26 protein-coding genes are annotated in these 26,859 nt (G+C 71.4%); 18 read left to right on the top strand and 8 right to left on the bottom strand.

Features of this window, described 5'->3' with window-relative positions; all coding sequences use genetic code 11:
* The first annotated feature begins 247 nt into the window (after positions 1-247).
* Both EJC51_RS48635 and mycP read left to right on the top strand, forming a co-directional pair.
* Positions 248-1,849, top strand: coding sequence for a hypothetical protein (locus EJC51_RS48635; RefSeq protein WP_244362581.1), 1,602 nt, complete (start codon positions 248-250; stop codon positions 1,847-1,849).
* Positions 1,846-3,027 carry a type VII secretion-associated serine protease mycosin gene (mycP, locus tag EJC51_RS10680; protein ID WP_126270842.1) on the top strand — a complete coding sequence of 394 codons (1,182 nt, stop codon included), beginning with the start codon at positions 1,846-1,848 and terminating at the stop codon, positions 3,025-3,027. The genes EJC51_RS48635 and mycP overlap by 4 nt, the downstream gene beginning before the upstream one ends.
* Before the next feature lie 4 nt (positions 3,028-3,031).
* On the opposite strand, the gene EJC51_RS10675 is transcribed toward mycP, so the two are convergent.
* A complete protein-coding gene (locus tag EJC51_RS10675; RefSeq protein ID WP_126270841.1) occupies positions 3,032-4,051 on the bottom strand; it encodes a serine hydrolase in 1,020 nt (339 codons plus the stop codon).
* Between the two features lie 150 nt (positions 4,052-4,201).
* On the opposite strand from EJC51_RS10675, the gene EJC51_RS10670 reads away from it, so the two are divergent.
* On the top strand, positions 4,202-4,933 hold the full coding sequence (locus EJC51_RS10670) for an SseB family protein (RefSeq protein ID WP_126270840.1): 732 nt from the start codon (positions 4,202-4,204) through the stop codon (positions 4,931-4,933).
* Positions 4,934-4,950: 17 nt separating this feature from the next.
* On the opposite strand, the gene EJC51_RS10665 is transcribed toward EJC51_RS10670, so the two are convergent.
* Complete coding sequence (locus EJC51_RS10665; protein ID WP_059196484.1) at positions 4,951-5,310, bottom strand: DUF1844 domain-containing protein; 360 nt, start codon at positions 5,308-5,310, stop codon at positions 4,951-4,953.
* 361 nt (positions 5,311-5,671) lie between these two features.
* Here EJC51_RS10665 and infC point away from each other — a divergent pair, with 361 nt between their 5' ends.
* The 10 genes from infC to EJC51_RS10615 all read left to right on the top strand — a co-directional run bounded on the left by infC (position 5,672) and on the right by EJC51_RS10615 (position 16,422).
* On the top strand, positions 5,672-6,337 hold the full coding sequence (gene infC / locus EJC51_RS10660; RefSeq protein WP_126270839.1) for a translation initiation factor IF-3: 666 nt from the start codon (positions 5,672-5,674) through the stop codon (positions 6,335-6,337).
* Between the two features lie 108 nt (positions 6,338-6,445).
* Entirely contained in the window at positions 6,446-6,640 is a 195-nt protein-coding gene (gene rpmI, locus EJC51_RS10655; protein WP_003977225.1) for a 50S ribosomal protein L35, read from the top strand.
* Positions 6,641-6,737: 97 nt separating this feature from the next.
* Positions 6,738-7,121, top strand: coding sequence for a 50S ribosomal protein L20 (gene rplT, locus EJC51_RS10650; protein ID WP_033531708.1), 384 nt, complete (start codon positions 6,738-6,740; stop codon positions 7,119-7,121).
* Between the two features lie 94 nt (positions 7,122-7,215).
* The gene (locus tag EJC51_RS10645) at positions 7,216-8,058 is read left to right on the top strand and encodes a TrmH family RNA methyltransferase (RefSeq protein ID WP_126270838.1); all 843 of its coding nucleotides are present in this window, start codon (positions 7,216-7,218) and stop codon (positions 8,056-8,058) included.
* A 53-nt stretch (positions 8,059-8,111) separates the two neighbouring features.
* Positions 8,112-9,221 carry a sensor histidine kinase gene (locus EJC51_RS10640; protein ID WP_126270837.1) on the top strand — a complete coding sequence of 370 codons (1,110 nt, stop codon included), beginning with the start codon at positions 8,112-8,114 and terminating at the stop codon, positions 9,219-9,221.
* A gap of 139 nt (positions 9,222-9,360) precedes the next feature.
* Positions 9,361-10,482, top strand: a complete 1,122-nt coding sequence (gene pheS, locus EJC51_RS10635) for a phenylalanine--tRNA ligase subunit alpha (protein WP_079309919.1) — start codon at positions 9,361-9,363, stop codon at positions 10,480-10,482.
* On the top strand, positions 10,482-12,992 hold the full coding sequence (gene pheT, locus EJC51_RS10630) for a phenylalanine--tRNA ligase subunit beta (RefSeq protein WP_126270836.1): 2,511 nt from the start codon (positions 10,482-10,484) through the stop codon (positions 12,990-12,992). Before pheS ends, pheT begins: the two co-directional genes overlap by 1 nt.
* A gap of 136 nt (positions 12,993-13,128) precedes the next feature.
* Entirely contained in the window at positions 13,129-14,184 is a 1,056-nt protein-coding gene (locus tag EJC51_RS10625; protein WP_126270835.1) for a PP2C family protein-serine/threonine phosphatase, read from the top strand.
* A 277-nt stretch (positions 14,185-14,461) separates the two neighbouring features.
* Positions 14,462-15,802, top strand: a complete 1,341-nt coding sequence (locus tag EJC51_RS10620) for an NsdA family TPR-like regulatory protein (protein ID WP_126270834.1) — start codon at positions 14,462-14,464, stop codon at positions 15,800-15,802.
* A 74-nt stretch (positions 15,803-15,876) separates the two neighbouring features.
* On the top strand, positions 15,877-16,422 hold the full coding sequence (locus EJC51_RS10615) for an NUDIX hydrolase (protein WP_126270833.1): 546 nt from the start codon (positions 15,877-15,879) through the stop codon (positions 16,420-16,422).
* Between the two features lie 21 nt (positions 16,423-16,443).
* Here the strand turns inward: EJC51_RS10615 and EJC51_RS10610 are convergent, their stop codons facing one another.
* Entirely contained in the window at positions 16,444-16,701 is a 258-nt protein-coding gene (locus tag EJC51_RS10610) for a hypothetical protein (RefSeq protein WP_097261686.1), read from the bottom strand.
* A 223-nt stretch (positions 16,702-16,924) separates the two neighbouring features.
* Entirely contained in the window at positions 16,925-17,800 is an 876-nt protein-coding gene (locus EJC51_RS10605; protein ID WP_126270832.1) for a 3-hydroxybutyryl-CoA dehydrogenase, read from the bottom strand.
* Between the two features lie 295 nt (positions 17,801-18,095).
* On the opposite strand from EJC51_RS10605, the gene EJC51_RS10600 reads away from it, so the two are divergent.
* On the top strand, positions 18,096-19,352 hold the full coding sequence (locus EJC51_RS10600) for a glycoside hydrolase family 10-like protein (protein ID WP_208870818.1): 1,257 nt from the start codon (positions 18,096-18,098) through the stop codon (positions 19,350-19,352).
* Positions 19,353-19,391: 39 nt separating this feature from the next.
* On the opposite strand, the gene EJC51_RS10595 is transcribed toward EJC51_RS10600, so the two are convergent.
* Both EJC51_RS10595 and EJC51_RS10590 read right to left on the bottom strand, forming a co-directional pair.
* Positions 19,392-19,589: a DUF1918 domain-containing protein gene (locus tag EJC51_RS10595; protein ID WP_097261681.1), complete on the bottom strand. Its 198-nt coding sequence runs from the start codon at positions 19,587-19,589 to the stop codon at positions 19,392-19,394.
* A 92-nt stretch (positions 19,590-19,681) separates the two neighbouring features.
* Entirely contained in the window at positions 19,682-20,626 is a 945-nt protein-coding gene (locus EJC51_RS10590; RefSeq protein WP_126270831.1) for a DMT family transporter, read from the bottom strand.
* Between EJC51_RS10590 and EJC51_RS10585 the strand changes: the two genes are divergently transcribed.
* From EJC51_RS10585 to EJC51_RS10575, 3 genes are all read left to right on the top strand, one after another.
* Positions 20,625-22,058, top strand: a complete 1,434-nt coding sequence (locus EJC51_RS10585) for an aminotransferase-like domain-containing protein (protein ID WP_126270830.1) — start codon at positions 20,625-20,627, stop codon at positions 22,056-22,058. The genes EJC51_RS10590 and EJC51_RS10585 overlap by 2 nt on opposite strands.
* A gap of 54 nt (positions 22,059-22,112) precedes the next feature.
* Positions 22,113-22,538 (top strand): GNAT family N-acetyltransferase, encoded by a 426-nt coding sequence (locus tag EJC51_RS10580; protein WP_126270829.1) that lies wholly within the window; start codon positions 22,113-22,115, stop codon positions 22,536-22,538.
* A gap of 122 nt (positions 22,539-22,660) precedes the next feature.
* Positions 22,661-23,245, top strand: a complete 585-nt coding sequence (locus tag EJC51_RS10575; RefSeq protein ID WP_126270828.1) for a histidine phosphatase family protein — start codon at positions 22,661-22,663, stop codon at positions 23,243-23,245.
* Positions 23,246-23,274: 29 nt separating this feature from the next.
* On the opposite strand, the gene EJC51_RS10570 is transcribed toward EJC51_RS10575, so the two are convergent.
* Positions 23,275-23,718 carry a DUF6314 family protein gene (locus tag EJC51_RS10570; RefSeq protein ID WP_126270827.1) on the bottom strand — a complete coding sequence of 148 codons (444 nt, stop codon included), beginning with the start codon at positions 23,716-23,718 and terminating at the stop codon, positions 23,275-23,277.
* Positions 23,719-23,874: 156 nt separating this feature from the next.
* Here EJC51_RS10570 and EJC51_RS10565 point away from each other — a divergent pair, with 156 nt between their 5' ends.
* Entirely contained in the window at positions 23,875-26,352 is a 2,478-nt protein-coding gene (locus EJC51_RS10565) for an alpha-L-arabinofuranosidase C-terminal domain-containing protein (protein ID WP_126270826.1), read from the top strand.
* Here EJC51_RS10565 and EJC51_RS10560 read toward each other — a convergent pair.
* Positions 26,339-26,785, bottom strand: coding sequence for a carboxymuconolactone decarboxylase family protein (locus EJC51_RS10560; RefSeq protein ID WP_126276900.1), 447 nt, complete (start codon positions 26,783-26,785; stop codon positions 26,339-26,341). The two genes, EJC51_RS10565 and EJC51_RS10560, sit on opposite strands and share 14 nt — an antisense overlap.
* Positions 26,786-26,859 lie beyond the last annotated feature (74 nt).

Below are 26,859 nucleotides of genomic sequence, written 5' to 3'. Positions count from 1 at the left end.
CTGCCAGACAGGATTACCGCAGGGTAGGGGGACGATCCGGGCAGATGCCCCGGGCTCGTGGACTGGTTCCCGTTCGCCCAGGGACAAGCCGTAGAGTGACGCGCACGTAGGACGGGTGCGCCGGGATGCCGGGTCATCCGCGCGGGTATGCGTGCCCGGGGACGGAGAACGCCCAGGACTCCGCACGCGTCCGGGCACCCACGCCCGCGTACGACGACAGGCCCGGGCACGAGGAAACGGGGGGCGCATGAGCACGGAAGCGCAGCACGCCTCCATCCCCCCACGCCCCACAGCCCCACCCCGCCCCACGGAGCCCCCGACGCCCCCCACCTCCCGGCCCGACGACGCCGTCCCACCCCGCCCCACCGCACCCCCGAAGCCACCACGCCAGGCGGACCGCCCGGAACGGCCTGCGACCGAGGACACCGGGACCCGGCAGCGGCGTGCGGCCCACGAGGGCGACCGCTCGGAGCGGTCCCGAGGTGAGGACGCCGGGCGCTCTCAGCTGTCCTCGGAAGTCGGCGGTGGTGCCGGAGACGGTCGGTCGGGTTCGCGCGGGTCCTCGGGCGATGCCACCCCGGATGCCCCGCCCCGCTTCCCGAGCCTGCGTGCGCGCTCCGCCGACGGTGCCTCGACCTCCCGTACGACCCCGCCCCCGCCTCGCTCTTCGGCCCGTTTCCCCGACACCCCGCCGACCCAGGGCGCGGGCTCCGACGGTGCCGGCACCGCCGTACCGCCGCGCCCGGCGCAGCGGCCCCCGACGTCACCGCGACGCGACGGCGCAGCCCCCGAGTCCGCCTCGGAGACGACGTTCCGGCTGCGTCCGGTCCCCACGGACCGCGAGTCCGAACGCAAGGACGCCCAGTGCGGCCCGGCCCGACCCAGGCCATCTACCTCCGCCTCCGCCTCCACGGCGGCAGGCCGCTCCGCCCCCGGCTCCACGGTGAGCCCCCTCCACCCCGACCCCGCCCTCTCCTGGAACGCCCCCGCCCCCGGTGGCACCCCCGGGGCCGGGCGGCCGGTCGTGTCGTTCGGGGAGCCTGAGGGGTACGGCGAGGGTGGCCGGCCGCGGCCGTTGGCGGTGCGGGTCGGGGCTCGTACCGTTGCCGTGGCCGTCTGTCTCGTGCTCGGTCTCGGGCTCATCGGTGGGGCGGTGACCGGCAGTTGGCTGGTCGGGGACTCGTCCGCGGCGGGGGACAAGGACTCCTTCACCGCCGCCGAGGGGCTGTGGCACAGCGTCCCCGTGGACCAGCTCTTCCCGCCCACCGTGCAGGGCCAGGGCGCCGGCCCCGGCGGCGCCGACCGCACCTGGACGCGGATCGCCGTCGCCCCGGACAGCGGCTGCAAGGACGCCTTCGACCCGCTGCTGGAGAAGGCCCTCGCCCCCGTCGGCTGCCGCCGTCTCCTGCGCGCCACCTACACCGACGCCACCCAGAGCTACGTCACCACCGTCGGCCTGCTCTTCACCAAGGCCGACGCGGCCGGCATGACCGCCCTCGACACCCGCTTCACCAAGGAGCGCCTCGGTGACCGGGCCGATCTGATGCCCCGGCCGTACCCCGCCGAGGACACGGCCGCCGCACGGTTCGGCGCCAAGCAGCGCGCCTCCTGGGCCGTCTCCGTCCTCACCGACGCCCCGGTCGTCGTCTACGCCGTCTCCGGCTGGGCCGACGGCCGTACCGTCGACGAGCCGCAGTCCGCCACGGCGGCCATGCAGTCCGGCGCCACCACCCCCGTCGCCCAGGCCGGCCTCGGCCACGAGGCACAGGGCCTCGCCGACCGCGTCGAACGCGGCCTGCGCAGAACCGTCGACACCCCGGCCACGGAGGGGACGGGAACGACCTCATGAGCGCCGCCTCCCACACCCGCCGGGCCGGCATCGTCAGCGCCCTCCTCGCCGCCTCCCTCGCCCTCGTCCCGTCCACCGCCGCGCACGCCGACGGCATACGCGCCAAGCAGTGGGCCCTCGAGGCGATGCACACCCGGGAGGCCTGGCAGACCACCAAGGGCAAGGGCGTCACCGTCGCCGTCCTCGACACCGGCGTCGAGGACGACCACCCCGACCTCGTCGGCAACGTCCTCGAAGGCAAGGACATGGTCGGCTTCGGGGCCGGCCGCGGCGACCGCGCCTGGGCCCGCCACGGCACCGCGATGGCCGGCATCATCGCGGGCCACGGACACGGGTACGCCAACGGCGACGGCGTCCTGGGCATCGCGCCCGAGGCCAAGATCCTCCCCGTCCGCGTGATCCTGGAGGACGGCGACTCCTCCCGCGGCAAGGCCCGCAACACCCGCGGCAACGCCCTCGCCGAAGGTATCCGCTGGGCCGCCGACCACGGCGCCGACGTCATCAACCTCTCCCTGGGCGACGACTCCAAGTCCGCCCACCCCGAGCCCGCCGAGGACGAGGCCGTCCAGTACGCCCTCCAGAAGGGCGTGAGCGTCATCGCCTCGGCCGGCAACGGCGGCGAGAAGGGCGACCACATCTCCTACCCGGCCGCCTACCCGGGCGTCATCGCCGCGACCGCCGTCGACCGCTACGGCACCCGCGCCTCCTTCTCCACCCGCCGCTGGTACGCCACGGTCGCCGCCCCCGGCGACGATGTCGTCATCGCCGACCCGGACCACAAGTACTACGAGGGCTGGGGCACGAGCGCCGCGGCGGCCTTCGTCTCCGGCGCCGTCGCCCTCGTCAAGGCGGCCCACCCGGACCTGACCCCGGCGCAGGTCAAGAAGCTTCTGGAGGAGACGGCCCGGGACGCCCCCGTCGGCGGCCGCGACGACTCCCGCGGCTACGGTTTCGTCGACCCCGCCGCCGCCCTCAAGGCCGCCGCCCGGCTCGATCCCCAGGGCCTGAAGTCGGCGGCGTACGGCGACCGTTACTTCGGCTCGGGCCCCGACGCCCCCGAGACGGACGACGACACGGCCGACTGGGCGGCCCCTCTCGCGGGCAGCGTCGGAGGCGTGCTGCTGGTGATGGCGGTGGTGCTGTGGCGGGGCCGCAGGGAACGGTACGACGGCTTCTGAGACGTCACTGGGAGGCGAGGGCGGCGGAAGCCGACGCCGAGGCGTCCGTGCCCTCGCCCGTGAACACCGAAACCGCCGCCCGCGCCGCCGACTCGACCAGCGAGATCCCCTTCTCCTTCGTCGCGTTGCCGTTCGACAGCGCGACGACGAGATAGTCGTTCCCGTCCGCAGCGGTCACCCGCCCGATGCTGTTGATGTCCCACAGTCCGGTCGTGCTCCGCGGCAGCCAGCCGTTCTTGAGGGCCCACGAGGAGCCGTCGGCGGCGGCCGAAACGCCCCAGTGCTGGTCGGTGGCTATCTGCCCCATCAGCCTCTGGAGGTACTCCTGAGAGGCTTTGCTCAGCTTCGAGTCGTCCCCGAACACCTGCTGGAGCAGGGTCAGTTGATCGGCGGCCGTGGTCTGGGTCAGCCCCCACAGCATGCCGTCGCCGCCCTCGGTGTCCGTGAGCCCGAAGCGCTTGTTCGCCGCGTCCAGCCCCGCCGCCTCGCCGATGATCCGCCACAGCGCCGACGCGGAGGCGTTGTCGCTGTTCTCGATCATCGTGGTGGCGTACGACTTCTCCGCCGCCGTCAGCGAACGGTCCTCGTCCTGCGCCTGGAGCAGCAGCGTCGCCAGGATGTCGACCTTGACGATGCTCGCCGTGTCGAACGCGGCGTCCCCGTACGTGGCACTGTCGCCGGAGTCCAGATCGAGCACGGCCACCGAGACGTCGGCGTCGTCCGGCACGGTCACCGCGTCCAACGCGTCGGCGAGCAGCGCGTCATGGTCCACCGCCGGTACCACCACGGGCTCCACGGACGCCTCCTCGCTCGACGCGCTCGCCGCCGGGCTCGACGCCGCCGCGGCCGATGACGACGCCGCCGACGATACGGTCTCGGCACCGGAGTGCGCCTGCGCCTTCACATACACCGTCCCGGCGGCCGTACCGCCGACTATGGCCACGGAGGCGAGGGCCGTGTACATCAGGGGACGGCGCCGTGACGGGCGGGCGCGGCGGCTCCGGCGGGCTCTGGGGGACTCCATGCCCGTGATGTTCCGGCCGCCGTCTGTGCGGACCGTTAGACGGACGTTAGATGTGTGTCAGGGAAATCTGAGATTCCGGTGAAGGAGGTCACGCCCAGGTTTCCGGGCCCGCACAAGGCCAGCAGCATCCCCCCTATAGGGTCGGTGACCGTGGCGAACAAGAACATTCCCGACCCCGGCTTCTCCGACGACGACGGCTCCGCCGACCCCCGGCTGAGCGCGGCGCTCGCCGGCTGGGCCGAGGACCGCACCGCCGTGGGACCCGTCCTGGAGGCGCTCAAGGGCGCCCGGCTGCTCGTCCCGGTCGTGGCCGTCCTCGGCGAGGTCGAGGAGGACGAGAACGGACTGCGCCGCGAGAAGACCAGCGACATGGCCGTGCCGACCCTCAAGGCCGGACCCCGCACCGCCCTGCCGGCCTTCACCTCCACCGACTCGCTGGCCCGCTGGGACCCGGCGGCCCGCCCCGTCGCCGTACCCCTGCACCAGGCGCTCCAGGCCGCCGCGCACGAGAAGGCGGACACCGTCCTGCTCGACATGGCCGGACCGGTGCCGTTCGAGCTGACGGGCCCGGCGCTGCTCGCCCTCGCCGAGGGCCGTACGACGACCGACCCGCTCGCCGATCCGGCGGTCCTCGCGGCGGTACGGGAAGCGGTGGCCGCCGAGCCCGCCGTCCTGCGCGCCCATCTCGGGCCCGGGCAGGCCGACGGCACCCTCGCCCTCGTGCTCGACCCGGCGGCGCCCCCCGCCGAGGCGGCCCGCGCGGTCGCCGAGCGGATCGCCGCCGACGAGACACTGAGGGCCCGCCTGGTACGCGGCCTCGACCTGGCACTCCTGCCGGCCACGGCCACGCCTCCGGGCGAGCCCCTTTACGTGCGCGGGTGAACTAGTACACGGGTGAACTAGCCGTAGATCGGGCCGGTGTACTTCTCGCCCGGTCCCTGGCCCGGCTCGTCCGGGACGATCGACGCCTCCCGGAACGCGAGCTGGAGGGACTTCAGGCCGTCGCGGAGCGGGGCCGCGTGGAAGGAGCTGATCTCGGTCGCGCTGCCGTCGAGGAGGCCGGCGAGGGCGTGGATCAGCTTGCGGGCCTCGTCGAGGTCCTTGTACTTGTCGCCCTCCTCGGTCAGACCGAGCTTCACCGCGGCGGCGCTCATCAGGTTCACGGCGACCGTCACGATCACCTCGACGGCGGGGACCTCGGCGATGTCGCGGGTCATCTCGTCGAAGTCGGGGGAGTCAGCGGGAGGGGTGTCACTCATGACCCACACGATAGGCCCCGGTGCACGCCGGTTCGCACCACCCCCTCGATGCTGCTAACCTTGTGTGACGACCGGCTGGATACTCGCGTGTCCAGCCCACAAGTGGAGGCTCCGATCTCCCACCTGACCGCCCCCAGGGCGGCGGGTCACCCGGTCAGGCGGCCGCCATCGTTCCGTACGGACGATGGAGTCGCCCGAAATCGCGCCCCGCGATCATCGTGGCGGTGCTCCGGTAGTGCTTTGGAGCCCCCTCATGTGATCGTCCGGGGCATTTTTTGTGCTTCGGTGCGGTTAGGTCCTACGAAAAGAGACGTACGCGGCTGTCCGCCAGACCGCCGTATGGTGCTACCGAGGAGGATCCATCAGCACCGAGCCCCGCATCAACGACCGGATTCGCGTTCCCGAGGTGCGACTTGTCGGTCCCAGCGGCGAGCAGGTCGGGATTGTCCCGCTTGCCAAGGCCCTGGAGCTTGCGCAGGAGTACGACCTCGACCTGGTCGAGGTGGCGGCGAACGCCCGCCCGCCGGTCTGCAAGCTCATGGACTACGGGAAGTTCAAGTACGAGTCGGCCATGAAGGCCCGTGAGGCGCGCAAGAACCAGGCGCACACGGTCATCAAGGAGATGAAGCTCCGGCCGAAGATCGACCCGCACGACTATGACACCAAGAAGGGTCACGTCGTCCGGTTCCTCAAGCAGGGCGACAAGGTCAAGATCACGATCATGTTCCGTGGTCGCGAGCAGTCCCGGCCGGAGCTCGGCTACCGACTGTTGCAGCGGCTCGCGGAGGACGTCCAGGACCTCGGCTTCGTGGAGTCGAACCCGAAGCAGGACGGCCGGAACATGATCATGGTTCTCGGTCCGCACAAGAAGAAGACCGAGGCCATGGCCGAGGCTCGCCAGGCGCAGGAAGCCCGCAAGGCCGACGCGAAGGCCAACCCCGGCAAGTCGCAGAACGCCGCGGAGGCCCAGGACGACGAGGCTCCTGAGACCGCCGAGGCACAGGCCGAGGCTCCGGCCGAGGCGTGATCCCAGGGACGCGAGTCCCCAGGACGTAACCGATACAAGAGCGACGCTCCACCGTGCCCGGTTTCACGACCGGGCACCGGGGCGCCACCCAGAGGAGAGAACGGCGCTATGCCGAAGAACAAGTCGCACAGCGGTGCCAGCAAGCGCTTCAAGATCACCGGCTCCGGCAAGGTGCTCCGCGAGCGCGCCGGCAAGCGCCACCTGCTCGAGCACAAGTCGTCCCGCGTGACGCGTCGCCTCACCGGCAACGCCGAGATGGCCCCGGGCGACGCCGCGAAGATCAAGAAGCTTCTCGGCAAGTGAGGCCGGGCGCCCAGCGCCTGAAGCACCTCTAGACCGGGACCCAATCGATACCGGGCCGTGTGAGTCCAACCACGGCCCCGCTACAAGGAGTTAACAAGTGGCACGCGTCAAGCGGGCAGTCAACGCCCACAAGAAGCGCCGGGCGATCCTCGAGCAGGCCTCCGGCTACCGCGGTCAGCGTTCGCGCCTGTACCGCAAGGCCAAGGAGCAGGTCACCCACTCGCTGGTCTACAACTACAACGACCGCAAGAAGCGCAAGGGCGACTTCCGTCAGCTGTGGATCCAGCGCATCAACGCCGCTGCCCGCGCCAACGGCATCACGTACAACCGCTTCATCCAGGGTCTGAAGGCCGCGAACATCGAGGTCGACCGCAAGATCCTGGCCGAGCTGGCCGTCAACGACGCCACCGCGTTCGCCGCGCTGGTCGAGGTCGCGCAGAAGGCCCTTCCGGCCGACGTCAACGCCCCCAAGGCCGCGTGACGTAAGCGCTGGCTTCGAGCCGACGTGACATGAGGGACCCGCAGGCTTTCGGGCTTGCGGGTCCTGCTTGTTGTCCTTTCCGAAAGTGAGCCCCATGCCCTCCACCAGCCCCGAGCTGATCTCCCCCCGTTCCCCCCGCGTCTCCGCCGCCCGGCGGCTCGCCAAGCGGAACTTCCGGGGCAAGGAGCGGCTGTTCCTGGCCGAGGGGCCGCAGGCCGTGCGGGAGGCCGCCGGGCACGGGCTCGTGGAGCTGTTCGCCACCGTCGAGGCCGCGGAGCGGTACGCCGACATCATCGGGGAGGCCCGCGCCGTCGACGCGCGGGTGCACCTCGCCTCCGAGGACGTCATCGCCGACATCTCCACCACCGTCACGCCCCAGGGGCTCGTCGGGGTCTGCCGGTTCCTGGACACGCCCTTCGCGGAGATCCTCGCGGCCCGCCCCAAGCTGGTCGCCGTCCTCGCCCACGTCCGCGACCCCGGCAACGCCGGCACCGTCCTGCGGTGCGCGGACGCCGCCGGCGCCGAGGCCGTCGTCCTGACCGACGCCTCCGTCGACCTCTACAACCCCAAGGCCGTCCGCGCCTCCGTGGGATCGCTCTTCCATCTGCCCGTCGCCGTCGGGGTGCCCGTCGAGGACGCGATCCAGGGGCTCAAGGACGCCGGCGTGCGGATCCTCGCCGCCGACGGCGCCGGGACCGACGACCTCGACGACGAACTCGACAAGGGCACCATGGGCGGGCCCACCGCGTGGGTGTTCGGCAACGAGGCGTGGGGGCTCCCGGAGGAGACCCGCGCACTCGCGGACGCCGTGGTGCGCGTACCGATCCACGGAAAGGCCGAGAGCCTGAACCTCGCGACCGCCGCCGCCGTATGTCTCTACGCGTCGGCCCGGGCACAGCGCGCCTCCGGAGGGTGCCGTTCCGTCACCCACAGCTAGTAGGGTGACCAGCTCGGGGGCCCCTCAGCCGTCGTGAGAGGTGGGGTACGGGGATGAGTGTCGGGACGAGCGGGGCGCCGGGAGCACAGGCCGGTGAGCACGCCGCGCACGCCTGTGACCCCGACGATCTGCCCGACGGTCTCGTCGTCGCCGACGAGCAGGGACGCGTGATCCGCTACAACACCGCCGCCGAACGCATCACCGGGATCCCCGCCGCCGAGGCCCTCGGCCAGCGGCTGGAGAAGGCCCTGCCGTTAGAGGACCTGGAGGGGCGGCGCTGGTGGCAGCTGACCGACCCCTACGGCGGACTCGCCATCCGGACCCGGCAGCCCGAGCGCAACCTGCTGCTCCCCGGCGGCCGCGAGGTCCTCGTCTCCGCGCGCTATGTCCGCGGCGGACCCACCGGCCCCGTCCGGCGCGTCGTCGTCTGCCTCCGCGACACCGAGGCCCGGCGCCGCACCGAGCGCAGTCACGCCGAGCTGATCGCCACCGTGGCCCATGAGCTGCGCTCCCCGCTGACCTCGGTCAAGGGCTTCACCGCGACCCTGCTCGCCAAGTGGGAACGGTTCACCGACGACCAGAAGCGGCTGATGCTGGAGACCGTCGACGCCGACGCCGACCGGGTCACCCGGCTCATCGCCGAGCTGCTGGACATCTCCCGGATCGACTCCGGCCGCCTCGAAGTGCGACGCCAGCCCGTCGACATCGGGGCCGCCGTCGGGCGGCACATCCAGGCGTACGTCGCCGCCGGGCAGACCGCCGACCGGTTCCTGCTCCGCATCGAGCAGCCGCTCCCTCAGCTCTGGGCCGACCCCGACAAGATCGACCAGGTGCTCAGCAACCTGCTGGAAAATGCCGTGCGCCACGGCGAGGGAACCGTCACGATTGACGTCACGCCCGCCACGTCCCCCCGGGAAGGGGAGGACACCGGCACATCGGTCACCGTCAGCGACGAGGGGCCCGGCATCCCGGAGGAATCCATGAACCGCGTCTTCACCCGCTTCTGGCGGGGCAGCAAGCGCGGTGGCACGGGCCTCGGGCTCTACATCGTCAAGGGCATCGTCGAGGCCCACGGCGGCGCCATCACGGTCGGCCGCGCCCCGGGCGGCGGCGCCGAGTTCCGATTTACGTTGCCCGTGGCGGCCCCGGCCTATCTCACCTGAGAGCCGGTAAGCGGCCCACGGGCGCATTCGTCTACGTCCACCCCGTTAGACTCGGCCTTTGGCACCTTTGTGTCCTGCGCACGGCCCTGAGCGCCGGTCTAGGGGACCTTCAGCCAGCCAATCGGAAGCACGGGAAGAGATGTCGGCACCGAATAAGTCGTACGACCCTGTAGAGGTCGAGGCCTTGAAACCGGAAGAGATCGAGCGCATGCGGGACGAGGCGCTCGCCGCCTTCGCCGCCGCGGACTCCCTCGACGCGCTCCAGGAGGCCAAGGTCGCCCATACCGGCGGCACCTCGCCGCTGGCCCTCGCCAACCGCGAGATCGGCGCCCTGCCCCCGCACGCGAAGGCCGCCGCCGGAAAGCTCGTCGGCCAGGCCCGCGGCGCGGTGAACAAGGCGCTCGCCGGCCGCCAGGCCGAGCTGGAGGCCGAGCGCGACGCGCGCGTGCTGGTCGAGGAGTCGGTGGACGTCACGCTGCCGTACGACCGCGTACCGGCCGGCGCCCGCCACCCGCTCACCACCCTGTCCGAGCGCATCGAGGACGTCTTCGTGGCCATGGGCTACGAGGTCGCCGAGGGCCCGCAGGTCGAGGCGGAGTGGTTCAACTTCGACGCCCTCAACATCGGCCCGGACCACCCGGCCCGCGGCGAGGCCGACACCTTCTTCGTGCAGGGCCCCGAGGGCGGCACCGAGTCCGGCGTCGTGCTGCGCACCCACACCTCGCCCGTGCAGATCCGCTCGCTGCTCAGCCGTGAGCTGCCGGTGTACGTGATCTGCCCCGGCGTCGTGTACCGCACCGACGAGCTGGACGCGACCCACACCCCGGTCTTCCGCCAGGTCGAGCTGCTGGCCGTCGACGAGGGCCTCACCATGGCCGACCTCAAGGGCACCATGGACCACATGGTCCAGGCCCTGTTCGGCGAGGGTATGAAGACCCGGCTGCGGCCGAACTTCTTCCCCTTCACCGAGCCGTCCGCCGAGATGGACATGGTCTGCTACGTCTGCCGCGGCGAGTCCGTCGGCAACCCCGACCGCCCCTGCCGCACCTGCTCCTCCGAGGGCTGGATCGAGCTCGGCGGCTGCGGCATGGTCAACCCCAAGGTGCTCACCGCCTGTGGCGTCGACCCCGAGAAGTACAGCGGATTCGCCTTCGGGTTCGGCATCGAACGGATGCTGATGTTCCGCCACAACGTCGAAGACATGCGAGACATGGTCGAGGGTGACGTCCGGTTCACCCGGCCGTTCGGGATGGAGATCTGATGCGGGTCCCGCTTTCTTGGCTGCGGGAGTACGTCGACCTGCCGGCGACGGAGACCGGGCGTGACGTCCAGGCCAAGCTCATTTCGGCAGGCCTCGAGGTGGAGACCGTCGAGCAGCTCGGCGACGGCCTCAAGGGCCCCCTGGTCGTCGGCCAGGTGCTGACCATCGAGGAGCTGGAGGGCTTCAAGAAGCCGATCCGGTTCTGCACGGTGAACGTCGGCACCGCCAACGGCACCGGTGAGCCCCAGGAGATCGTCTGCGGCGCCCGCAACTTCGCCGTCGGCGACAAGGTCGTCGTCGTGCTCCCGGGCGCCGAACTGCCCGGCGGCTTCGCCATCTCCGCCCGCAAGACCTACGGCAGGACGTCCCACGGCATGATCTGCTCCAGCGACGAGCTGGGCATGGGCGACGACGGCACCAAGGGCATCATCGTGCTGCCGCCGGAGACCGAGGTCGGCAAGGACGCCATCGAGCTCCTGGAACTGGTCGACGAGGTCCTGGACATCGCCGTCACCGCCAACCGCGGCGACTGCCTGTCCATCCGCGGCGTCGCCCGCGAGACCGCCATCGCCTACGGCCTGCCGCTGCGCGACCCGGCCCTCCTCGACGTCCCGGGCCCCAACGCCTACGGCTACCCGGTCCAGGTCTCCGACCCGTTCGGCTGCGACCGCTTCACGGCCCGTACGGTCAGCGGCCTCAGCCCCGAGGCCCGGTCCCCGATCTGGCTCAAGCGCCGCCTCCAGAAGGTCGGCATGCGCCCGATCTCGCTGGCCGTCGACATCACCAACTACGTGATGATGGAGCTCGGCCAGCCGCTGCACGCCTACGACCGCAAGCTGGTCCAGGGCACCATCGGGGTCCGCCGGGCCGGCGAGGGCGAGGAGATCGTCACCCTCGACGGCGCCAAGCGGAAGCTGCACTCCGAGGACCTCGTCATCACCGACGACCGCGGCCCGATCGGCCTCGCCGGCGTGATGGGCGGCGCCAACACGGAGATCGCGGACCACGAGGAGGGCGAGGGCACCACCGACGTCGTCATCGAGGCCGCGCACTTCGACGCGGTGTCGATCGCCCGTACGGCCCGCCGCCACAAGCTGTCCTCCGAGGCGTCCCGCCGCTTCGAGCGCGGTGTCGACCCCGCGGCCGCCGCCGCTGCCGCACAGCGCACGGTCGACCTCCTCGTGCTCCTCGCGGGCGGCACCGCCGACGCCGGGGTCACCGAGGTCGTCGCGCCGTCCGCGCCGCACACCATCACCGTCCCGGCCGACCATCCGGACAAGGTGGCGGGTGTGGAGTACGGCCGCGAGACCGTCGTACGCCGTCTCCAGCAGGTCGGCTGTGACGTGTACGGGCAGGACGAGCTGATCGTCACCGTGCCGTCCTGGCGTCCCGACCTCACCGAGGTCAACGACCTCGCCGAAGAGGTCATCCGCCTGGAGGGCTACGAGAACCTGCCCTCCACCCTGCCCAAGCCCCCGTCGGGCCGCGGCCTCACCCACCGGCAGCGGCTGCACCGCCGTGTCGGCCGGGCGCTGGCCGGTGCCGGGTACGTCGAGGCGCCGAACTACCCCTTCATCGGCGAGCAGGTCTTCGACCAGCTCCTCCTGGAGGCCGACGACTCGGCCCGCCGCGTCGTGAAGCTGACCAACCCGCTCAACGACGAGGAGCCCGCGCTCCGTACGACGCTGCTGCCGGGGCTGCTCGGTGCGCTGCGGCGCAATGACGGCCGGGGCTCGCACGACCTGGCGCTCTTCGAGACGGGGCTGGTGTTCCTGCCGCGTGCCGAGCAGCAGGTCGCCGCCGCCCTGCCGGTGGACCGGCGTCCCACCGACGAGGAGATCGCCGACCTGAACGCCGCGCTGCCCGAGCAGCCGCGCCATGTCGCCGCGGTCCTCGCCGGGGCGCGCGAGCAGGCCGGCTGGTGGGGCAAGGGCCGTCCGGCCGACTGGGCCGACGCCGTCGAGGCGGCGCGGGCGGTCGCCCGGGAGGCCGGGGTCGAGCTGGTCGTCCGTGGCGGTCAGTACGGACCGTGGCATCCGGGCCGGTGCGCCGAGCTCGTGGTCGTGGCGGACGGTGCCGAGAAGGTCGTCGGTCACGCCGGTGAGCTGCACCCGCGCGTGGTGAAGGCCTTCGGTCTGCCCGCCCGTACCTGTGCGATGGAGCTGGACCTGGACGCGCTGGAGGCCGTCGGCGACGACACGCCCCAGGCACCGGCCATCTCCACGTTCCCGGTGGCGACGCAGGACGTGGCGCTCGTCGTGGACAGGTTCGTACCGCACGCGGACGTCGAGGCGGCACTGCGGGAGGGTGCGGGTGCCCTGCTGGAGGCCATTCGGCTGTTCGACGTGTACGAGAGCGCGGAGCAGCTGGGTGACGGCAAGAAGTCGCTGGCCTACGCGCTGCGGTTCCGGGCCGGTGACCGGACGCTGACCGTGGACGAGGCCTCGGCCGCGCGGGATGCCGCGGTGGCCCTGGCGGGGGAGCGGACCGGAGCCGTCCTGCGCGGCTGAGAAATCCGTTACCTCACTCGTTTGAGTGAGAACTCCAGGTGATCTGGTCCATACGGGCCATGTGTCGACAGAATCGGACCGGCCTTTCGGGGTCGGTCCGATTCTGCTGTCTGGGCCTATATGGGGGGCCATCGGCATGATCCGTATCAGGGGTCGGGTTCCCCGCAAGGTGCTCGCGCTGGGGCTGCCCACCGCGTGGGGTGCCGTGGCGATCTCGTACAAGATGACCTGTCCGCTCGCCCAGCAGACCGGGTTCGAGGCGCGGCTCGCCACCAGTGCCGTCTTCTTCGCGGTCGGCACCGGGCTGATACTCCACGTCCGCAAGGCGCTGGTGCGTGAGCTGCGGCAGATCCGGCAGGTCGCCGGGGTCGCGCAGAGCGCGCTGCTGCGGCCGCTGCCCCCGAGGATCGACGGGCTGAACGTCGCCGCCGCCCAGCTGTCGGCCGACCGCGGCGCGTCCGTCGGCGGCGATCTCTACGAGGTCATCGCCACCGAGCACGGGGTGCGCGCGGTCATGGGCGACGTCCGTGGGCACGGGCTCGCGGCCATCAGCACGGCCGCCGCCGTCCTGGGCAGCTTCCGTGAGGCCGTGCACGACGAGGCCGAACTCGGCTGTGTCCTGCGGCGGCTGGAGCGGGCGCACGCCCGGCATCTGCGCGAGCGGGCCCGCGCCGAGCACCCGTCCAGCGGGGCGGAGCCGGAGCACCCGGTCGCCGAGGAGTTCGTCACCGTACTGCTCCTGGAGATCCGTCAGGACGGGACGCTGTACGCGCTGAACTGCGGTCACCCCTGGCCGTATCTCCTCAGCGGCCCCCAGGTGGCCCCCCTCACCCGAGCGGATCCCCTCCCTCCGCTCGGGCCGTTCCCACTGCCGCCCCACCTGCCCGAGGTGCCCTGCGGCCATCTGCTCCCGGGCGAGACCCTCGTCCTCCACACCGACGGGGCCGAGGACGCGCGGGACGCGCATGGCCGGTTCTTCTCCCTGCCGGAGGCCCTGAGGAAAGCCGCCGACCAGCCCCCGCGGTCCCTACTGGGCTCGGTCTTCACGGCCCTTCTACGCCACGCGGGAACCCCGAAGGACGACGTCGCCTTACTGGTCCTACAGAACGACCGCCCACACAGATGCCGCTCAGGGGCGCGGGGAACTGCGCGACCAGCCACAACACACCCACAGCCGACAACGCACCTTTGAGTCCAACGGCGTTCAGCCGCTCGGCCAAGCCGGCGGCAGCCGTCCGCCCCGCCACGGAGTGTCGGGCAGGCAGCTGGGCGGACGGCGCGGAATCGGGCCGCCGCACTGTACGAGGGGGAGCCGGCGGCCCGGCCGGCCTCTTGCGAGGCATTTCAGTCAACCGGGTGGAAACTCTCCGCGACAGTGCGCGCACGCTGCGGATTCGAGCACTCCGTTCACACCCCGTGTGAAGGCACACCTACTACTCTGACGGCACCGAGCCACCCGGGGGGCATATATGCAGCCCAATACTCTGCTCGACGCGATCCTGGACGAGGCGGGGATCTCGCACGCGGGGTTGGCCGCACACGTGAACCAGGCGGGACGGGCGCGCGGGCTCGCGCTCCGGTACGAACACACCGCCGTGGCACGCTGGTTGAAGGGGCAGCGGCCCCGCGGCCAGGTGCCCGACCTGATCTGCGAGGTGCTCGCCGGCCGGCTGCACCGCACGGTCACGCTCGACGACATCGGCCTCGGTGTCCCCGGCGAGCCCGCCACCCCGCACACCACCTCGCTGTCCGGGTTCGTGGAGCGGGCCACCGCCCTGTGGCGCTCCGACGAGCAGCAGCGCCCGCACATCCTGGGCGCCCCCGCGGTCACCGGCACGCCCGCCGTCATGCCGGTGTGGGAGTGGGAGAACCCGCCCGAGGACGTGGACGTGTCGCGGGGCGGCCGGCATCGGGTGACCGCCGGTGACCTGGAGATGCTGCGGGCGGCGCGGACGCACTACGAGCAGATGTACCGCAAGGCGGGCGGCATCGCGACCCGTACCCGGATCGTCGGGTTCCTGAACGCCGAGGCGGCGCCGTTACTGCGCGGCAGCTACACCGACGCCACCGGCCGCCAACTGCACCGGGCCACGGGCGGGTTGGTGGCGATCGCGGGGATCTGCGCGTACGACTCCGACGCGCACGGCCTCGCGCAGCGGTACTTCCACCAGGCGCTGCGGCTGGCGAAGGCCAGCGGGGACCGGGGACTCGGCGCCTACATCATCGCGCTGCTCGTCAACCAGGCGCTGTTCATGCGCGAGCACCGGCAGGCCGTCGCCTTCGCGGAGGCCGCGCTGCGCGCCGCCGGCAAGCACATCACCCCCGCCCTCGCCTCCGACCTGTACGCGATGCAGGCGAAGGCGTACGCGCACCTCGGTGACGGTACGAGCGCGCTGTCCTGCATCCGGCGTGCCGAGCAGGCCGCCGAACGCATCCGGCGTGGATACGAGCCCGACGAAACGGGCTATGTCCAGCCGGGGTTGGTCAACGTCCAGGTGGCGGAGGCGCTGCTCAGCCTCGGTGAACTGGTGGCCGCGGGCGAGCATGCCGCGGCGGCCGTGGACAACCCGGCCCACGACCGCGGCCGGGTGCACCGGCTGGCGATGCTCAGCACGATCGAACTGCGTCGGGGCAACGCCGACAAAGCGGTGGCCACCGCGGTGCAGATGGCCGAGCAGGCCCGCGGAATGGAGTCCCAGCGACTGCGCGACAGACTCCGGGCGGTGCGCGAGCATCTGGTCCGCAGCGGCTGCGCGGGCACGGCCGAGGCAGCCGAACTCATCGACGGAGCACTGCGCGTACCGCTGTAGGCGGGTTCCCGAACGCGGACAGCCACAGTCCCTGCTGCGATATTGCCACTTACTCGACGGAAGGTGGCAGAACCGTGCAGTGGACGAAACAGTACGAACAAACTGTGTATGCAAACCGCTGGTTCACCGTCAACCTGGCAGATGTGGAACTGCCGGACGGGCGGCATCTGGATCACTTTCTGATACGGCTGCGGCCCGTCGCCGTGGCCACGGTGGTGAACGAGGCCAACGAGGTCCTGCTCCTGTGGCGCCACCGCTTCATCACCGACAGCTGGGGGTGGGAACTGGCCGCGGGCGTCGTCGAGGACGGTGAGGACATCGCGAGCGCGGCCGCCAGGGAACTCGAGGAAGAGACCGGCTGGCGGCCGGGCCCGCTGCACCACCTCATGAGCGTGGAACCGTCCAACGGCCTCACCGACGCCCGGCACCACATCTACTGGGCCGACGAGGGCGAGTACGTCGGACACCCCGTGGACGACTTCGAGTCGGACCGCCGGGAATGGGTCCCCCTCAAGCTCGTCCCCGACATGGTCGCCCGCGGTGAGGTCCCGGCCGCCAACATGGCGGCCGCGCTACTGCTGCTGCACCATCTCAGGCTCGGGCAGGACGTCTTGCCCTGATCCCCCACCACGTCCTGGTCCCTAGTGCCCGAGGGCCTGCCAGACCGCGACGATGAGCGCGCCCACGGCCGTGACGGCCGCGACCGCGGGCAGCGGCCAACGGGCGTGCTCCAGCGCGACGATCCGTGAACTCAGGTCGTCGAGTTCCTTGTCCGTCTCCTCCGTGCGATGACTCAGCAGTGCGAGCCCTCCCTCGACACGCGCGTACGCGACGTCGAGGCGGCGGCGTAACTCTGCGAGTTCTCCATGGACCACGGGATGCTCCGGGTCGGCGGTCACTGTTCCGCTCCTTTCCGTAGTCATCACATCCCTTGCATGCGCATGAAGAGTCAACCCCCCTGGTGGGCGCGTGGGGAGCGTGTGCGACGGGCATATGCGTGCCCACCGCGCACACGGTGTGTGAATACGGCGGGCCCGGCGCTCCGCAGAGTGCCGGGCCCGTGTTCGTCGCACTGTGTAATCAGCACCCTGAAACGGGCACTGTGCACCTGGCCGGGATCCGTCAGCCGTAGGTGTAGAAGCCGGAACCGGTCTTGCGGCCGAGGCGGCCGGCGTCGACCATGCGCTGGAGCAGCGGGGGAGCGGCGTACAGCGGCTCCTTGTACTCCTCGTACATCGAGTTGGCGATCGAGACGATGGTGTCCAGGCCGATCAGGTCGGACAGCTTCAGCGGGCCCATCGGGTGGGCGCAGCCCATCTCCATGCCGTTGTCGATGTCCTCGCGGCCCGCGATGCCCGACTCGAACATCCGGATCGCGGACAGGAGGTACGGCACCAGCAGGGCGTTCACCACGAAGCCGGAGCGGTCCTGCGCCCGGATCGCGTGCTTGCCGAGCAGCTTCTCGGCGAAGCCCTGGGCGCGGCTGATCGTGCCCTCGGAGGTGGTGAGCGCCGGGATCAGCTCGACGAGCTTCTGCACCGGGGCGGGGTTGAAGAAGTGGATGCCGATGACCTGGTCGGGCCGCGAGGTGGCGACCGCCAGCTTCACCAGGGGGATGGAGGAGGTGTTGGAGGCGAGGATCGCGTCCGGGCGGGTCACGACCTGGTCGAGCACCTGGAAGATCTCGGTCTTCACCTGCTCGTTCTCCACGACGGCCTCGATGACCAGGTCGCGGTCGGCGAACTCGCCGAGGTCGGTGGTGAAGGAGAGCCGGGCCAGCGCGGCGTCCCGCTCCTCCTCGCTGATCTTGCCGCGCTCGGCGGCCTTCGCCAGGGAGTTCAGCAGCCGGGTCCGGCCGATCTCCAGGGCCTCACCGGTGGTCTCGGCGACCTTCACGTCCAGTCCGGAGCGGGCGCACACCTCGGCGATGCCCGCTCCCATCTGGCCGCAGCCCACCACTCCGACGCGCGCAATGTCTCCCGCCGGGATGTCCGTCACATCGTCCCCTTCGCAGATCTACGAATCCGGCAGGACCCGCGTGGTTCGCTGCCTGCTCCATCCGTGCACGTTACTGGAAAGTATCGATGATCGATCGGCCGGGTCGGCCGTGCTCGACGCCGGGTCCGCCGGAGGTCGAGCGGATCGCTGCTCCCGTGGGGTGCGCAGGGGCGGGCATGGCGATCCGGTGCCTGCCCGAAACCTGCACGTTCCCTTCGGCGATCGTTGATCGAATGCCCGGGGTCCGCATGGGAGGCTGCCGCTGGACGGAACGTGCACGGAGGTACGAGTGAGGATGCATCGGAAGTCGCCGCTGTCGAGGCGGGCGTTCGCGGTGACCGCCCTGTCGGCGCTCGTGGCGGGCGGCGGCGCGGTGGCGGCGGGCGCGGCGATGGCGGGCGGATCGGACTCCCCGCGGCGCCGGGGGCCCGGTGAGATGCGGGGCGTGTGGGTGGCGAGCGTCGCCAACCGCGACTGGCCCTCGAAGGCGGGGCTGAGCGCCGCACAGCAGCGGGCCGAACTGATCAAGCTGCTCGACCGGGCGGTGGAGCGCCGGCTGAACGCGGTGATGCTTCAGGTGCGGCCGACGGCCGACGCGCTGTGGCCCTCGCCGTACGAACCCTGGTCGCAGGTCCTCACCGGCTCCCAGGGCAAGGCCCCCGGCTGGGACCCGCTCGGCACGGCGGTCGAGGAGGCCCATGCCCGCGGTCTGGAACTGCACGCCTGGTTCAACCCGTACCGGATCGCCAACCACACCGACCCCACGAAGCTCGTCGCCTCCCATCCCGCCCGAGTGCACCCGGAGTGGGTGGTGACGTACGGCGGCAGGATGTACTACAACCCCGGACTGCCCGAGGTCCGCGCCTTCGTGGAGAAGGCGATCCTCGACGCGGTGCACAAGTACCCGGTGGACGCGGTCCACTTCGACGACTACTTCTACCCGTATCCGGTCGCGGGCCAGACCTTCGACGACGACGCGGCCTTCGACGCCTACGGCGGCGGCTTCGACACCCGCGGGGACTGGCGGCGCGGCAACATCGACAAGCTGGTCCTGGAGATGGCCGCGAGGATCAAGCAGATCCGGCCGACCACCCAGTTCGGGATCAGTCCCTTCGGCGTGTGGCGCAACGCCTCCACCGACCCGCTCGGCTCCGACACCAAGGCGATGCAGGCATACGACGACGTCTTCGCCGACACCCGTAAATGGGTGCGGGAGGGCTGGATCGACTACATCGTCCCGCAGATCTACTGGAACATCGGCTTCTCCGTCGCCGACTACGCCAAGCTCGTGCCCTGGTGGGCGCAGCAGGCGCGGGGCAGCAGCACGAAGCTGTACGTGGGCGAGGCCCTCTACAAGGCCGGCGACCCGGCGCAGCCCGCTGCCTGGCAGGACCCCGCCGAACTGTCGAAGCACCTCGCGCTCGCGTCCGACCAGGTTCAGGTGCGCGGGCATGTCTTCTTCGCCGCGCGCGAGGTCGCGGCGGATCCGATCGGGGCCATGACGCGGGTGGTCGCCGACCACTACCAGGAACCGGCACAGCCTCCGCGCTGAGAGCCTGTGCCATGTACCAGGTCGGCCGCTCGCGCCGGGCTACCGGGAGGTCTGCTGCCGGTGCCGGATCTCGGTGTCGGGGCCGGGTGAGCACACGCCCTCGTGCCCGTCCTCGAAACGGACGCGGTACGGGGGGTTGCCGCCCTGTCCCATGACCTCGACGATCTCGCCGACCTTGTCGTGCTGTCCGACCACCCTGCCGTGCTGGACGAGCTGGTCGCCCACGGTTGCACGCATCTTCGGGGCCTCCTCACCGTGTACGGGAGCAGCGGTCCGTGGCCTTGAGTCTACGGCGCGAGGACCCGGTGGGAACCGGTGCGTTCCCGCCCTCAGCCGCGCGCCCGCTGCGTGACGGCGATGCACACCAGCACCGCCGCGGCGGTCAGCGGGGCGGCCACCGTCAGGTGCTCGCCGAGCAGCAGCACCGACCACACCAGTGTGAGCAGGGGCTGGGCCAACTGCAACTGGCTGGCCTTGGGGATGCCGATCGTCGCCATGCCGCGGTACCAGACGACCAGACCGAGGAACTGCGAGCCCGCCGCGACCCAGAGCAGACCGCTCACGCTGTGGAGGGTCGGATGGACGGGCTCGTACGACAACGCCACCACGGCGGCGGGCAGGGTGAACGGCAGGCACAGCACCAGCGCCCAGCCGATGACCTGCCAGCCCGGCATGACCCCGGCCAGCCGGCCGCCCTCGGTGTAGCCGGCGGCGCAGACCAGCAGGGCGGCGAAGAGGTAGAGGTCGGCGGTGGTGAGGGCGCCGCCGCTCTGCTGGACGGTGAAGGCGATCACCGCGGCGGCGCCGGCGAGGGCGGCCGTCCAGAAGGTGCGGGACGGGCGGGTGCCCATGCGCACGGCGGAGAACAGGGCCGTGGTGAGGGGGAGCAGACCCACCACGACGGCGGCGTGCGCGGTGGTGGAGGTCCGCAGCGCGAGGGTGGTGAGCAGCGGGAAGCCGACGACGACCCCGGCGGCGACGACCGCGAGCCCGGCCCGGTGCCGCCGGTCCGGCAGGGGGACGCGCAGGGCCAGCAGACAGGCCCCGGCGATCAGCGCCGCGAGCACCGACCGCACGGCGACCAGCGACCACGGCCCGAAGCCCTCCAGGCCCCACGCGGTCGCGGGGAAGGTGAGGGAGAAGGCGACGACGCCGAGCGCGGCGAGGAGGGTGCCGGTCGCCCGGGACGGCTCCTGGGACGCCTGGGCCAGCTGAGATGTCCCGGTGTCGACCGCTATCGTGGCCGGGCCGGTAGCGCTACTCTGTACTCTCATGCAAGAGCGTAGCAGCGTCGGTGAACTGGCGGAACGCCTGCGGCAGGAGCTCGACCGCTACTCGCCGGGTGGAAAGCTCCCGTCGAGCCGGGCCCTCGTGGAGCGGTACCGGGTGAGCCCGGTGACCGTCTCCCGCGCCCTGGCCCAGCTGGCCGCGGAGGGGCTGGTGGTGACCCGCCCCGGCGCCGGGGCGTTCCGCAGCCGGCCCCGGACGACGCCCGCTCCCGCCGGTGACACCTCCTGGCAGGAGGTGGCCCTGAGCGCCGACGCGTCCACGGACCTCGTGCCGCGCTCGGTGGACGCCTCCGGGGTCGTCGTCTCGCTCGCCGCCCCGCCGCCCGGTGTCATCGAGTTCACCGGCGGCTATCTGCACCCCTCCCTCCAGCCCGAGCAGGCCCTCGCCGCCGCGCTGTCCCGCGCTTCACGGCGTCCCGGGGCGTGGGGCCGGCCGCCGATGGAGGGGCTGGTGGAGCTGCGGGAGTGGTTCGCGCGGAGCATCGGCGGGGCGGTGACCGCGGCCGAGGTGCTGATCGCCGCGGGCGGCCAGTCGGCGCTGACGATCGCGCTGCGCGCCCTGGCGCCGCCGGGGGCGCCGGTGCTGGTCGAATCGCCCACGTATCCCGGCATGCTGGCGATCGCGCGGGCGGCGGGCCTGCGCCCGGTGCCGGTCCCGGTGGACGCGGACGGAGTGCGCCCCGAACTGCTCGCGGACGCCTTCCGGGCCACCGGCGCCCGGGTGTTCGTCTGCCAGCCCCTCTTCCAGAACCCGACCGGCGCGGTACTGGCCCCCGAACGCCGGGGCGAGGTGCTGCGGATCGCGCGCGAGGCGGGCGCGTTCGTCGTCGAGGACGACTTCGTACGACGGCTCGTGCACGAGGACGCCGGTGAACTCCCGCGCCCGCTGGCCGCCGAGGACGCCGACGGGGTCGTCGTCCACGTCTGCTCGCTGACGAAGGCGACCTCACCGAGCTTCCGTGTCTGCGCGCTCGCCGCCCGGGGCCCGGTCCTGGAACGCCTGCGCGCCATCCAGATCGTCGACACCTTCTTCGTGCCGCGCCCCCTCCAGGAGGCGGCCCTGGAACTGGTCGGCTCACCGGCCTGGCCCCGCCATCTCCGGTCGATCTCCGCGGACCTGAGAGCCCGCCGCGACACCATGACCGCGGCCCTGCGCCTGCACCTCCCCGAACTGGCGCTGCCCCACGTCCCGTCCGGCGGCTACCACCTCTGGCTCCGCCTGCCCGAGGCCCTCCCCGAGCCCGCCCTCACGGCCGCGGCCCTGCGCGCCGGCGTCGCCCTCACCCCGGGCCGCCCCTACTTCAGCGCCGAACCCCCCGCCGGACACATCCGGCTGAGCTTCGCGGCGGTCGCGGGGGCGGGGGAGATCGCGGAGGGGGTACGACGACTTCGTACGGCCTGTGACGAGGTGCTGTAGGGGAGCGCGGGAAACCGTTCGCGCCCGGCCGCCGACCCCTGCGAGGATCCCGGCATGAGCGACCTCGCCACCGGCTACGAGATCTCCACCGACCCCGACCGCATCGACGCCGAGCGGGTGCATCGCTGGCTGTCCGAGGACGCCTACTGGGCACTCGGCCGGTCCCGGGAGAAGCAGGACCGGGCCATCGCCGGCTCGCTGAACTTCGGGGTGTACGACACCGCTTCGGGGGAGCAGGTGGCGTACGCCCGGGTGATCACCGACCGGGCCACCTTCGGGTGGCTGTGCGATGTGTACGTCGACCCGTCCGTGCGCGGGAAGGGGATCGGGACCTCGCTGGTCGAGGCGGTGCGCGAGCACCTGCGGGAGGACGGGCTGCGGCGCATCCTGCTCGCCACCCACGACGCGCACGGCGTCTACGAGAAGGCCGGGTTCGCGCCGCTCGCCCAGCCGGACCAGTGGATGGCGTACCTGTACTAGGGCCCATCGTTTCAGGTGACTTGTCCGACCCGTCCCGACCTCGGTGTGAGGGTTTACCGACCCTGCGTAACTCCCGGGTAACGCCCCTTGACCTGCGCACTTTCTCCACTCACCATCACCGCATGGCACTCCGGGTCACATTCGTCGCCGCCGCCCGCAGCTCCCCGCTGCTCGCGGAGCGGTTCGAGGACGACCGGCCCCTCGATCAGGCCGGCTGGGACGAGGTGCAGCGCTCCGCGCAGGAGCTGCTGCCCCTGTCCGCGGCCGAGCTGCGCTACTGCTCGCCGACCCCGCGCAGCCGCGCCACCGGCGATGCCCTCGGCTACGCCCCGCTCGTGCAACTGGCGCTGCGGGACTGTGACATGGGCCGCTGGCGCGGACTGACGCTGGGCGAGGCGATGGCGCGGGAGCCGGAGGCGGTGGACGCCTGGCTCGCCGACCCGAGCGGCGTCCCGCACGGCGGCGAGTCGCTGCTGTCGTTCGTCACGCGTGTCGGCGGCTGGCTCGACACCCGGCCGGTGGCGGACGGCGGCCGGATCGTCGCCGTCGCCGAACCCTCGGTGGTCCGGGCGGCGTTGGTGTACGCCCTGAAGGCGCCTCCGTCGACGTACTGGAACATCGACGTCCGCCCTCTGTCGACCACCACCCTCACCGGTCACGCCGGCCGCTGGAACCTGCGCTTCGACGCGGCGTCGGCGCGGGCGTAGTCGGTTGAGCTCCCCCGGACGTAGCCGGTTCAGCCCTCGCGGGCGTAGTCGGTGGTCAGCACCAGGTCCTTGGCGGGGCCGCCCACCCGCCACGCCGTCCGCCAGTGGTCCGCGTCCAGGACGCTGAACTCGCCGCGGTAGAGGTCCGCCGAGCACAGATGGTCGGCGACATGCCGACCGGTCGTCAGGTCCAGGTCGTGGAAGGGCCGGCCGTCGGCGAAGCGGACGTCCGCCGTGCCCGGCCGTCCGCCCGGCAGGAACCGCAGCGTCCGCTCGGCGGGGCGCGGGACGCCGAGCCAGGTGAAGGTGCCCGACTCGTGATGCAGGAGGCCGTCCTCCGCCCACGGGCCGAAAACCGTCGTACCGGAGAAGGTGCCCGCCGCCCCGCTCGCCAGATCCCGCACGGTCCGCTCCGCCCGCCAGCTCCCGGCCAGGAAGGTCAGCACGTCCGGTACCGGCCAGAACTCGCCCATCGGCCCCTCCCTTTCGACACTTTCGGTATCGCGCGACCCGTTGACGCTCTTCGAACCCTCTCCCTATCTTGCCGTTCGCAGTACTGATCAACGTTTGATATCTCGAACATCTCGAACTTGCCTGAACGACTCCCCCTGTCGAGCCGCGGAGTATTCATGTCACGCACCCGCTGGAGATACGGCATCACCGCCACCGCCCTCCTGGTGGCGGCCGGCCTCATCCCCGCCCCCGCCCACGCCGAGGACACCACCGACTACGCCATCACCGTCGACCCCACCGCCAAGGGCGCGCGGATCGACGACACGATGTACGGCGTCTTCTTCGAGGACATCAACCGGGCCGCCGACGGCGGTCTGTACGCCGAGCTCGTGCAGAACCGGTCCTTCGAGTACTCCACCGACGACAACACGTCGTACACGCCCCTCACCTCCTGGACGGTCGACGGCACCGGCCGGGTCGTGAACGACGCCGGACGCCTCAACGCCCGCAACCGCGCCTACCTCTCCCTGGGCGCCGGTTCGTCGGTCACCAACGCGGGTTACAACACCGGCATCAGCGTCCAGAAGGGCAAGCGGTACGACTTCTCGGTGTGGGCCCGCGCCGCGGCCGGCACGACCCTCACGGTCACCCTCCAGGACGCCGACGGCAGCCTCGCGACCGCCCGCCGGGTGGCCGTGACGAAGAGCGGCTGGGCCAAGTACAAGGCCACCTTCACCGCGACCCGCACCAGCAGCGCAGGCCGCCTCACCGTCGGCTCGACCGCCGCGGCCGCGCTCGACATGGTGTCCCTCTTCCCGCGCGACACCTACCGCAACGAGCCCAACGGCCTGCGCAAGGACCTCGCCGAGAAGATCGAGGCCCTTCACCCCGGCTTCGTGCGCTTCCCCGGCGGCTGCCTGGTCAACACCGGCTCCATGGAGGACTACAGCGAGGCCTCCGGCTACCAGCGCAAGCGGTCGTACCAGTGGAAGGACACCGTCGGCCCGGTCGAGGAGCGCGCCACCAACGCCAACTTCTGGGGCTACAACCAGAGTTACGGTCTCGGCTACTACGAGTACTTCCGCCTCTCCGAGGACATCGGCGCCATGCCGCTGCCCGTCGTCCCCGCGCTGGTGACCGGCTGCGGCCAGGACAAGGCCGTCGACGACGAGGCGCTGCTCAAGCGGCACATCCAGGACACCCTGGACCTCATCGAGTTCGCCAACGGCCCCGTGACGAGCGAGTGGGGCGGCAAGCGCGCCCGGATGGGCCACCCCCAGCCCTTCCACCTCACCCACATCGAGGTCGGCAACGAGGAGAACCTCCCCGAGGCGTTCTTCGCCCGGTTCAAGCAGTTCCGCGCCGCCATCGAGGCCAAGTACCCCGACATCACGGTCATCTCCAACTCCGGCCCGGACGACGCCGGTACGACCTTCGACACGGCGTGGAAGCTCAACAAGGACGCCAAGGTCGACATGGTCGACGAGCACTACTACAACAGCACCCAGTGGTTCCTTCAGAACAACGACCGCTACGATTCCTACGACCGGAACGGCCCGAAGGTCTTCCTCGGTGAATACGCCTCGTGGGGCAACGCGTTCAAGAACGGTCTCGCCGAGGCGGCGTACATGACCGGCCTGGAGCGCAACGCGGACGTCGTCAAACTGGCCTCGTACGCCCCGCTGTTCGCCAACGAGGACTACGTCCAGTGGCGGCCGGACCTCATCTGGTTCAACAACCACGCGGCCTGGAACTCGGCCAACTACGAGGTCCAGAAGCTGTTCATGAACAACGTCGGCGACCGCGTCGTCCCGTCGACCGCCACCGGCACCCCCGCGCTCACCGGCCCCCTCACCGGCGCCGTCGGCCTGTCCACCTGGGCGACCAGCGCGGCCTACGACGACGTCCGCGTCACGGACGCCGACGGCAACGCCCTGCTGAGCGACGACTTCTCCGGGGACGCCTCGCAGTGGACGCACACCGGCGGCGGCAGCTGGAGCATCCAGGACGGCCAGTACGTGCAGACCGACGTCGCCGCCGAGAACACCATGGTGTCGGCCGGTGACCCGAGCTGGCACGACTACGACCTGAAGGTGAAGGCCACGAAGAAGTCCGGCAAGGAGGGCTTCCTCGTCGCCTTCGGCGTCAAGGACACCGGCAACTACTACTGGTGGAACCTCGGCGGCTGGAACAACACCCAGTCCGCCGTCGAACAGGCCGTGGACGGCGGCAAGTCCACGCTGATCTCCAAGCCCGGCACGATCGAGACGGGCCGCACCTACGACATCGACGTCAAGGTGCGCGGCCGCCAGGTCACCCTGTACCTCGACGGCCAGGAGTGGGGCGGCTTCACCGACGACAAGCCGGCCGAGCCGTTCCGCCAGGTCGTCACCCAGGACGACAAGACCGGTGACCTGATCGTCAAGGTCGTCAACGCCCAGGCCGACGCGGCCCGTACGGCGATCGACCTCGGCGGCGCGAAGGTCGCGTCCACGGCGCGGGTCACCACGCTGACGGCCGACGCGAACGCGGTGAACACCGAGACCGAGACGCCGGTCGCACCGGTGCGGTCCACGTTCGACGGGGTCGCCGGCGAGTTCACGTACACCTTCCCGGCGAACTCCGTCACGTTCCTGCGGATCAAGCGGAAGTAGGCGGATTCTCACCGGGCGTGGGCTGCTGCCGGCCGACCGGCAGCAGCCCACGCTCGTCGAAGACCTTCTTCGCGACGAACGTGGCGTTCAGGGCGCGCGGGAATCCGCAGTAACCGGCGGAGTGCAGCAGCGCCTCGACGATCTGCTGGGGCGTCAGGCCCACGTTCAGCGCCGCGTTGATGTGCACCTCCAGCTGCGGCTCGCAGCCACCGAGTGCGGTGAGCATGCCCAGCGTGACCAACTGGCGGTCCCTGGGCTGGAGTTCGGGACGGGAGTAGATCTCGCCGAAGCCCCAGGCGACGATCTGGTGGCCCATCTCGGGGTTGATGTCGGCGAGCGAGTCGATGACCCGCTGCCCGATCTCGCCGTCGACGCTCCGCAGCACCTTCAGGCCCTGCGCGAAACGCTCCTCACGGGTGGTGCTGCCGCTCATGTCGGATCGTCCGTCAGTCATGCACAAGACCGTAGAGCCTGGAGTGGACTCCCGTCGCGCGCACCCGCCCTTAA

The organism is Streptomyces aquilus, assembly GCF_003955715.1.
In the GTDB taxonomy this organism is placed as follows: domain Bacteria; phylum Actinomycetota; class Actinomycetes; order Streptomycetales; family Streptomycetaceae; genus Streptomyces; species Streptomyces aquilus.
This window is presented reverse-complemented; position numbering and strand designations above follow the sequence as displayed.

Excerpts from the sequence above, each read along its gene's own strand:
- EJC51_RS48635 (WP_244362581.1), top strand. The coding sequence starts at position 248 with ATGAGCACGGAAGCGCAGCACGCCTCCATCCCCCCACGCCCCACAGCC.
- mycP (WP_126270842.1), top strand. The coding sequence starts at position 1,846 with ATGAGCGCCGCCTCCCACACCCGCCGGGCCGGCATCGTCAGCGCCCTC.
- EJC51_RS10675 (WP_126270841.1), bottom strand. The coding sequence starts at position 4,051 with ATGGAGTCCCCCAGAGCCCGCCGGAGCCGCCGCGCCCGCCCGTCACGG.
- EJC51_RS10665 (WP_059196484.1), bottom strand. The coding sequence starts at position 5,310 with ATGAGTGACACCCCTCCCGCTGACTCCCCCGACTTCGACGAGATGACC.
- rpmI (WP_003977225.1), top strand. The coding sequence starts at position 6,446 with ATGCCGAAGAACAAGTCGCACAGCGGTGCCAGCAAGCGCTTCAAGATC.
- EJC51_RS10645 (WP_126270838.1), top strand. The coding sequence starts at position 7,216 with ATGCCCTCCACCAGCCCCGAGCTGATCTCCCCCCGTTCCCCCCGCGTC.
- EJC51_RS10640 (WP_126270837.1), top strand. The coding sequence starts at position 8,112 with ATGAGTGTCGGGACGAGCGGGGCGCCGGGAGCACAGGCCGGTGAGCAC.
- pheS (WP_079309919.1), top strand. The coding sequence starts at position 9,361 with ATGTCGGCACCGAATAAGTCGTACGACCCTGTAGAGGTCGAGGCCTTG.
- pheT (WP_126270836.1), top strand. The coding sequence starts at position 10,482 with ATGCGGGTCCCGCTTTCTTGGCTGCGGGAGTACGTCGACCTGCCGGCG.
- EJC51_RS10625 (WP_126270835.1), top strand. The coding sequence starts at position 13,129 with ATGATCCGTATCAGGGGTCGGGTTCCCCGCAAGGTGCTCGCGCTGGGG.
- EJC51_RS10620 (WP_126270834.1), top strand. The coding sequence starts at position 14,462 with ATGCAGCCCAATACTCTGCTCGACGCGATCCTGGACGAGGCGGGGATC.
- EJC51_RS10600 (WP_208870818.1), top strand. The coding sequence starts at position 18,096 with ATGCATCGGAAGTCGCCGCTGTCGAGGCGGGCGTTCGCGGTGACCGCC.
- EJC51_RS10595 (WP_097261681.1), bottom strand. The coding sequence starts at position 19,589 with ATGCGTGCAACCGTGGGCGACCAGCTCGTCCAGCACGGCAGGGTGGTC.
- EJC51_RS10585 (WP_126270830.1), top strand. The coding sequence starts at position 20,625 with ATGCAAGAGCGTAGCAGCGTCGGTGAACTGGCGGAACGCCTGCGGCAG.
- EJC51_RS10590 (WP_126270831.1), bottom strand. The coding sequence starts at position 20,626 with ATGAGAGTACAGAGTAGCGCTACCGGCCCGGCCACGATAGCGGTCGAC.
- EJC51_RS10580 (WP_126270829.1), top strand. The coding sequence starts at position 22,113 with ATGAGCGACCTCGCCACCGGCTACGAGATCTCCACCGACCCCGACCGC.
- EJC51_RS10575 (WP_126270828.1), top strand. The coding sequence starts at position 22,661 with ATGGCACTCCGGGTCACATTCGTCGCCGCCGCCCGCAGCTCCCCGCTG.
- EJC51_RS10570 (WP_126270827.1), bottom strand. The coding sequence starts at position 23,718 with ATGGGCGAGTTCTGGCCGGTACCGGACGTGCTGACCTTCCTGGCCGGG.
- EJC51_RS10565 (WP_126270826.1), top strand. The coding sequence starts at position 23,875 with ATGTCACGCACCCGCTGGAGATACGGCATCACCGCCACCGCCCTCCTG.
- EJC51_RS10560 (WP_126276900.1), bottom strand. The coding sequence starts at position 26,785 with ATGAGCGGCAGCACCACCCGTGAGGAGCGTTTCGCGCAGGGCCTGAAG.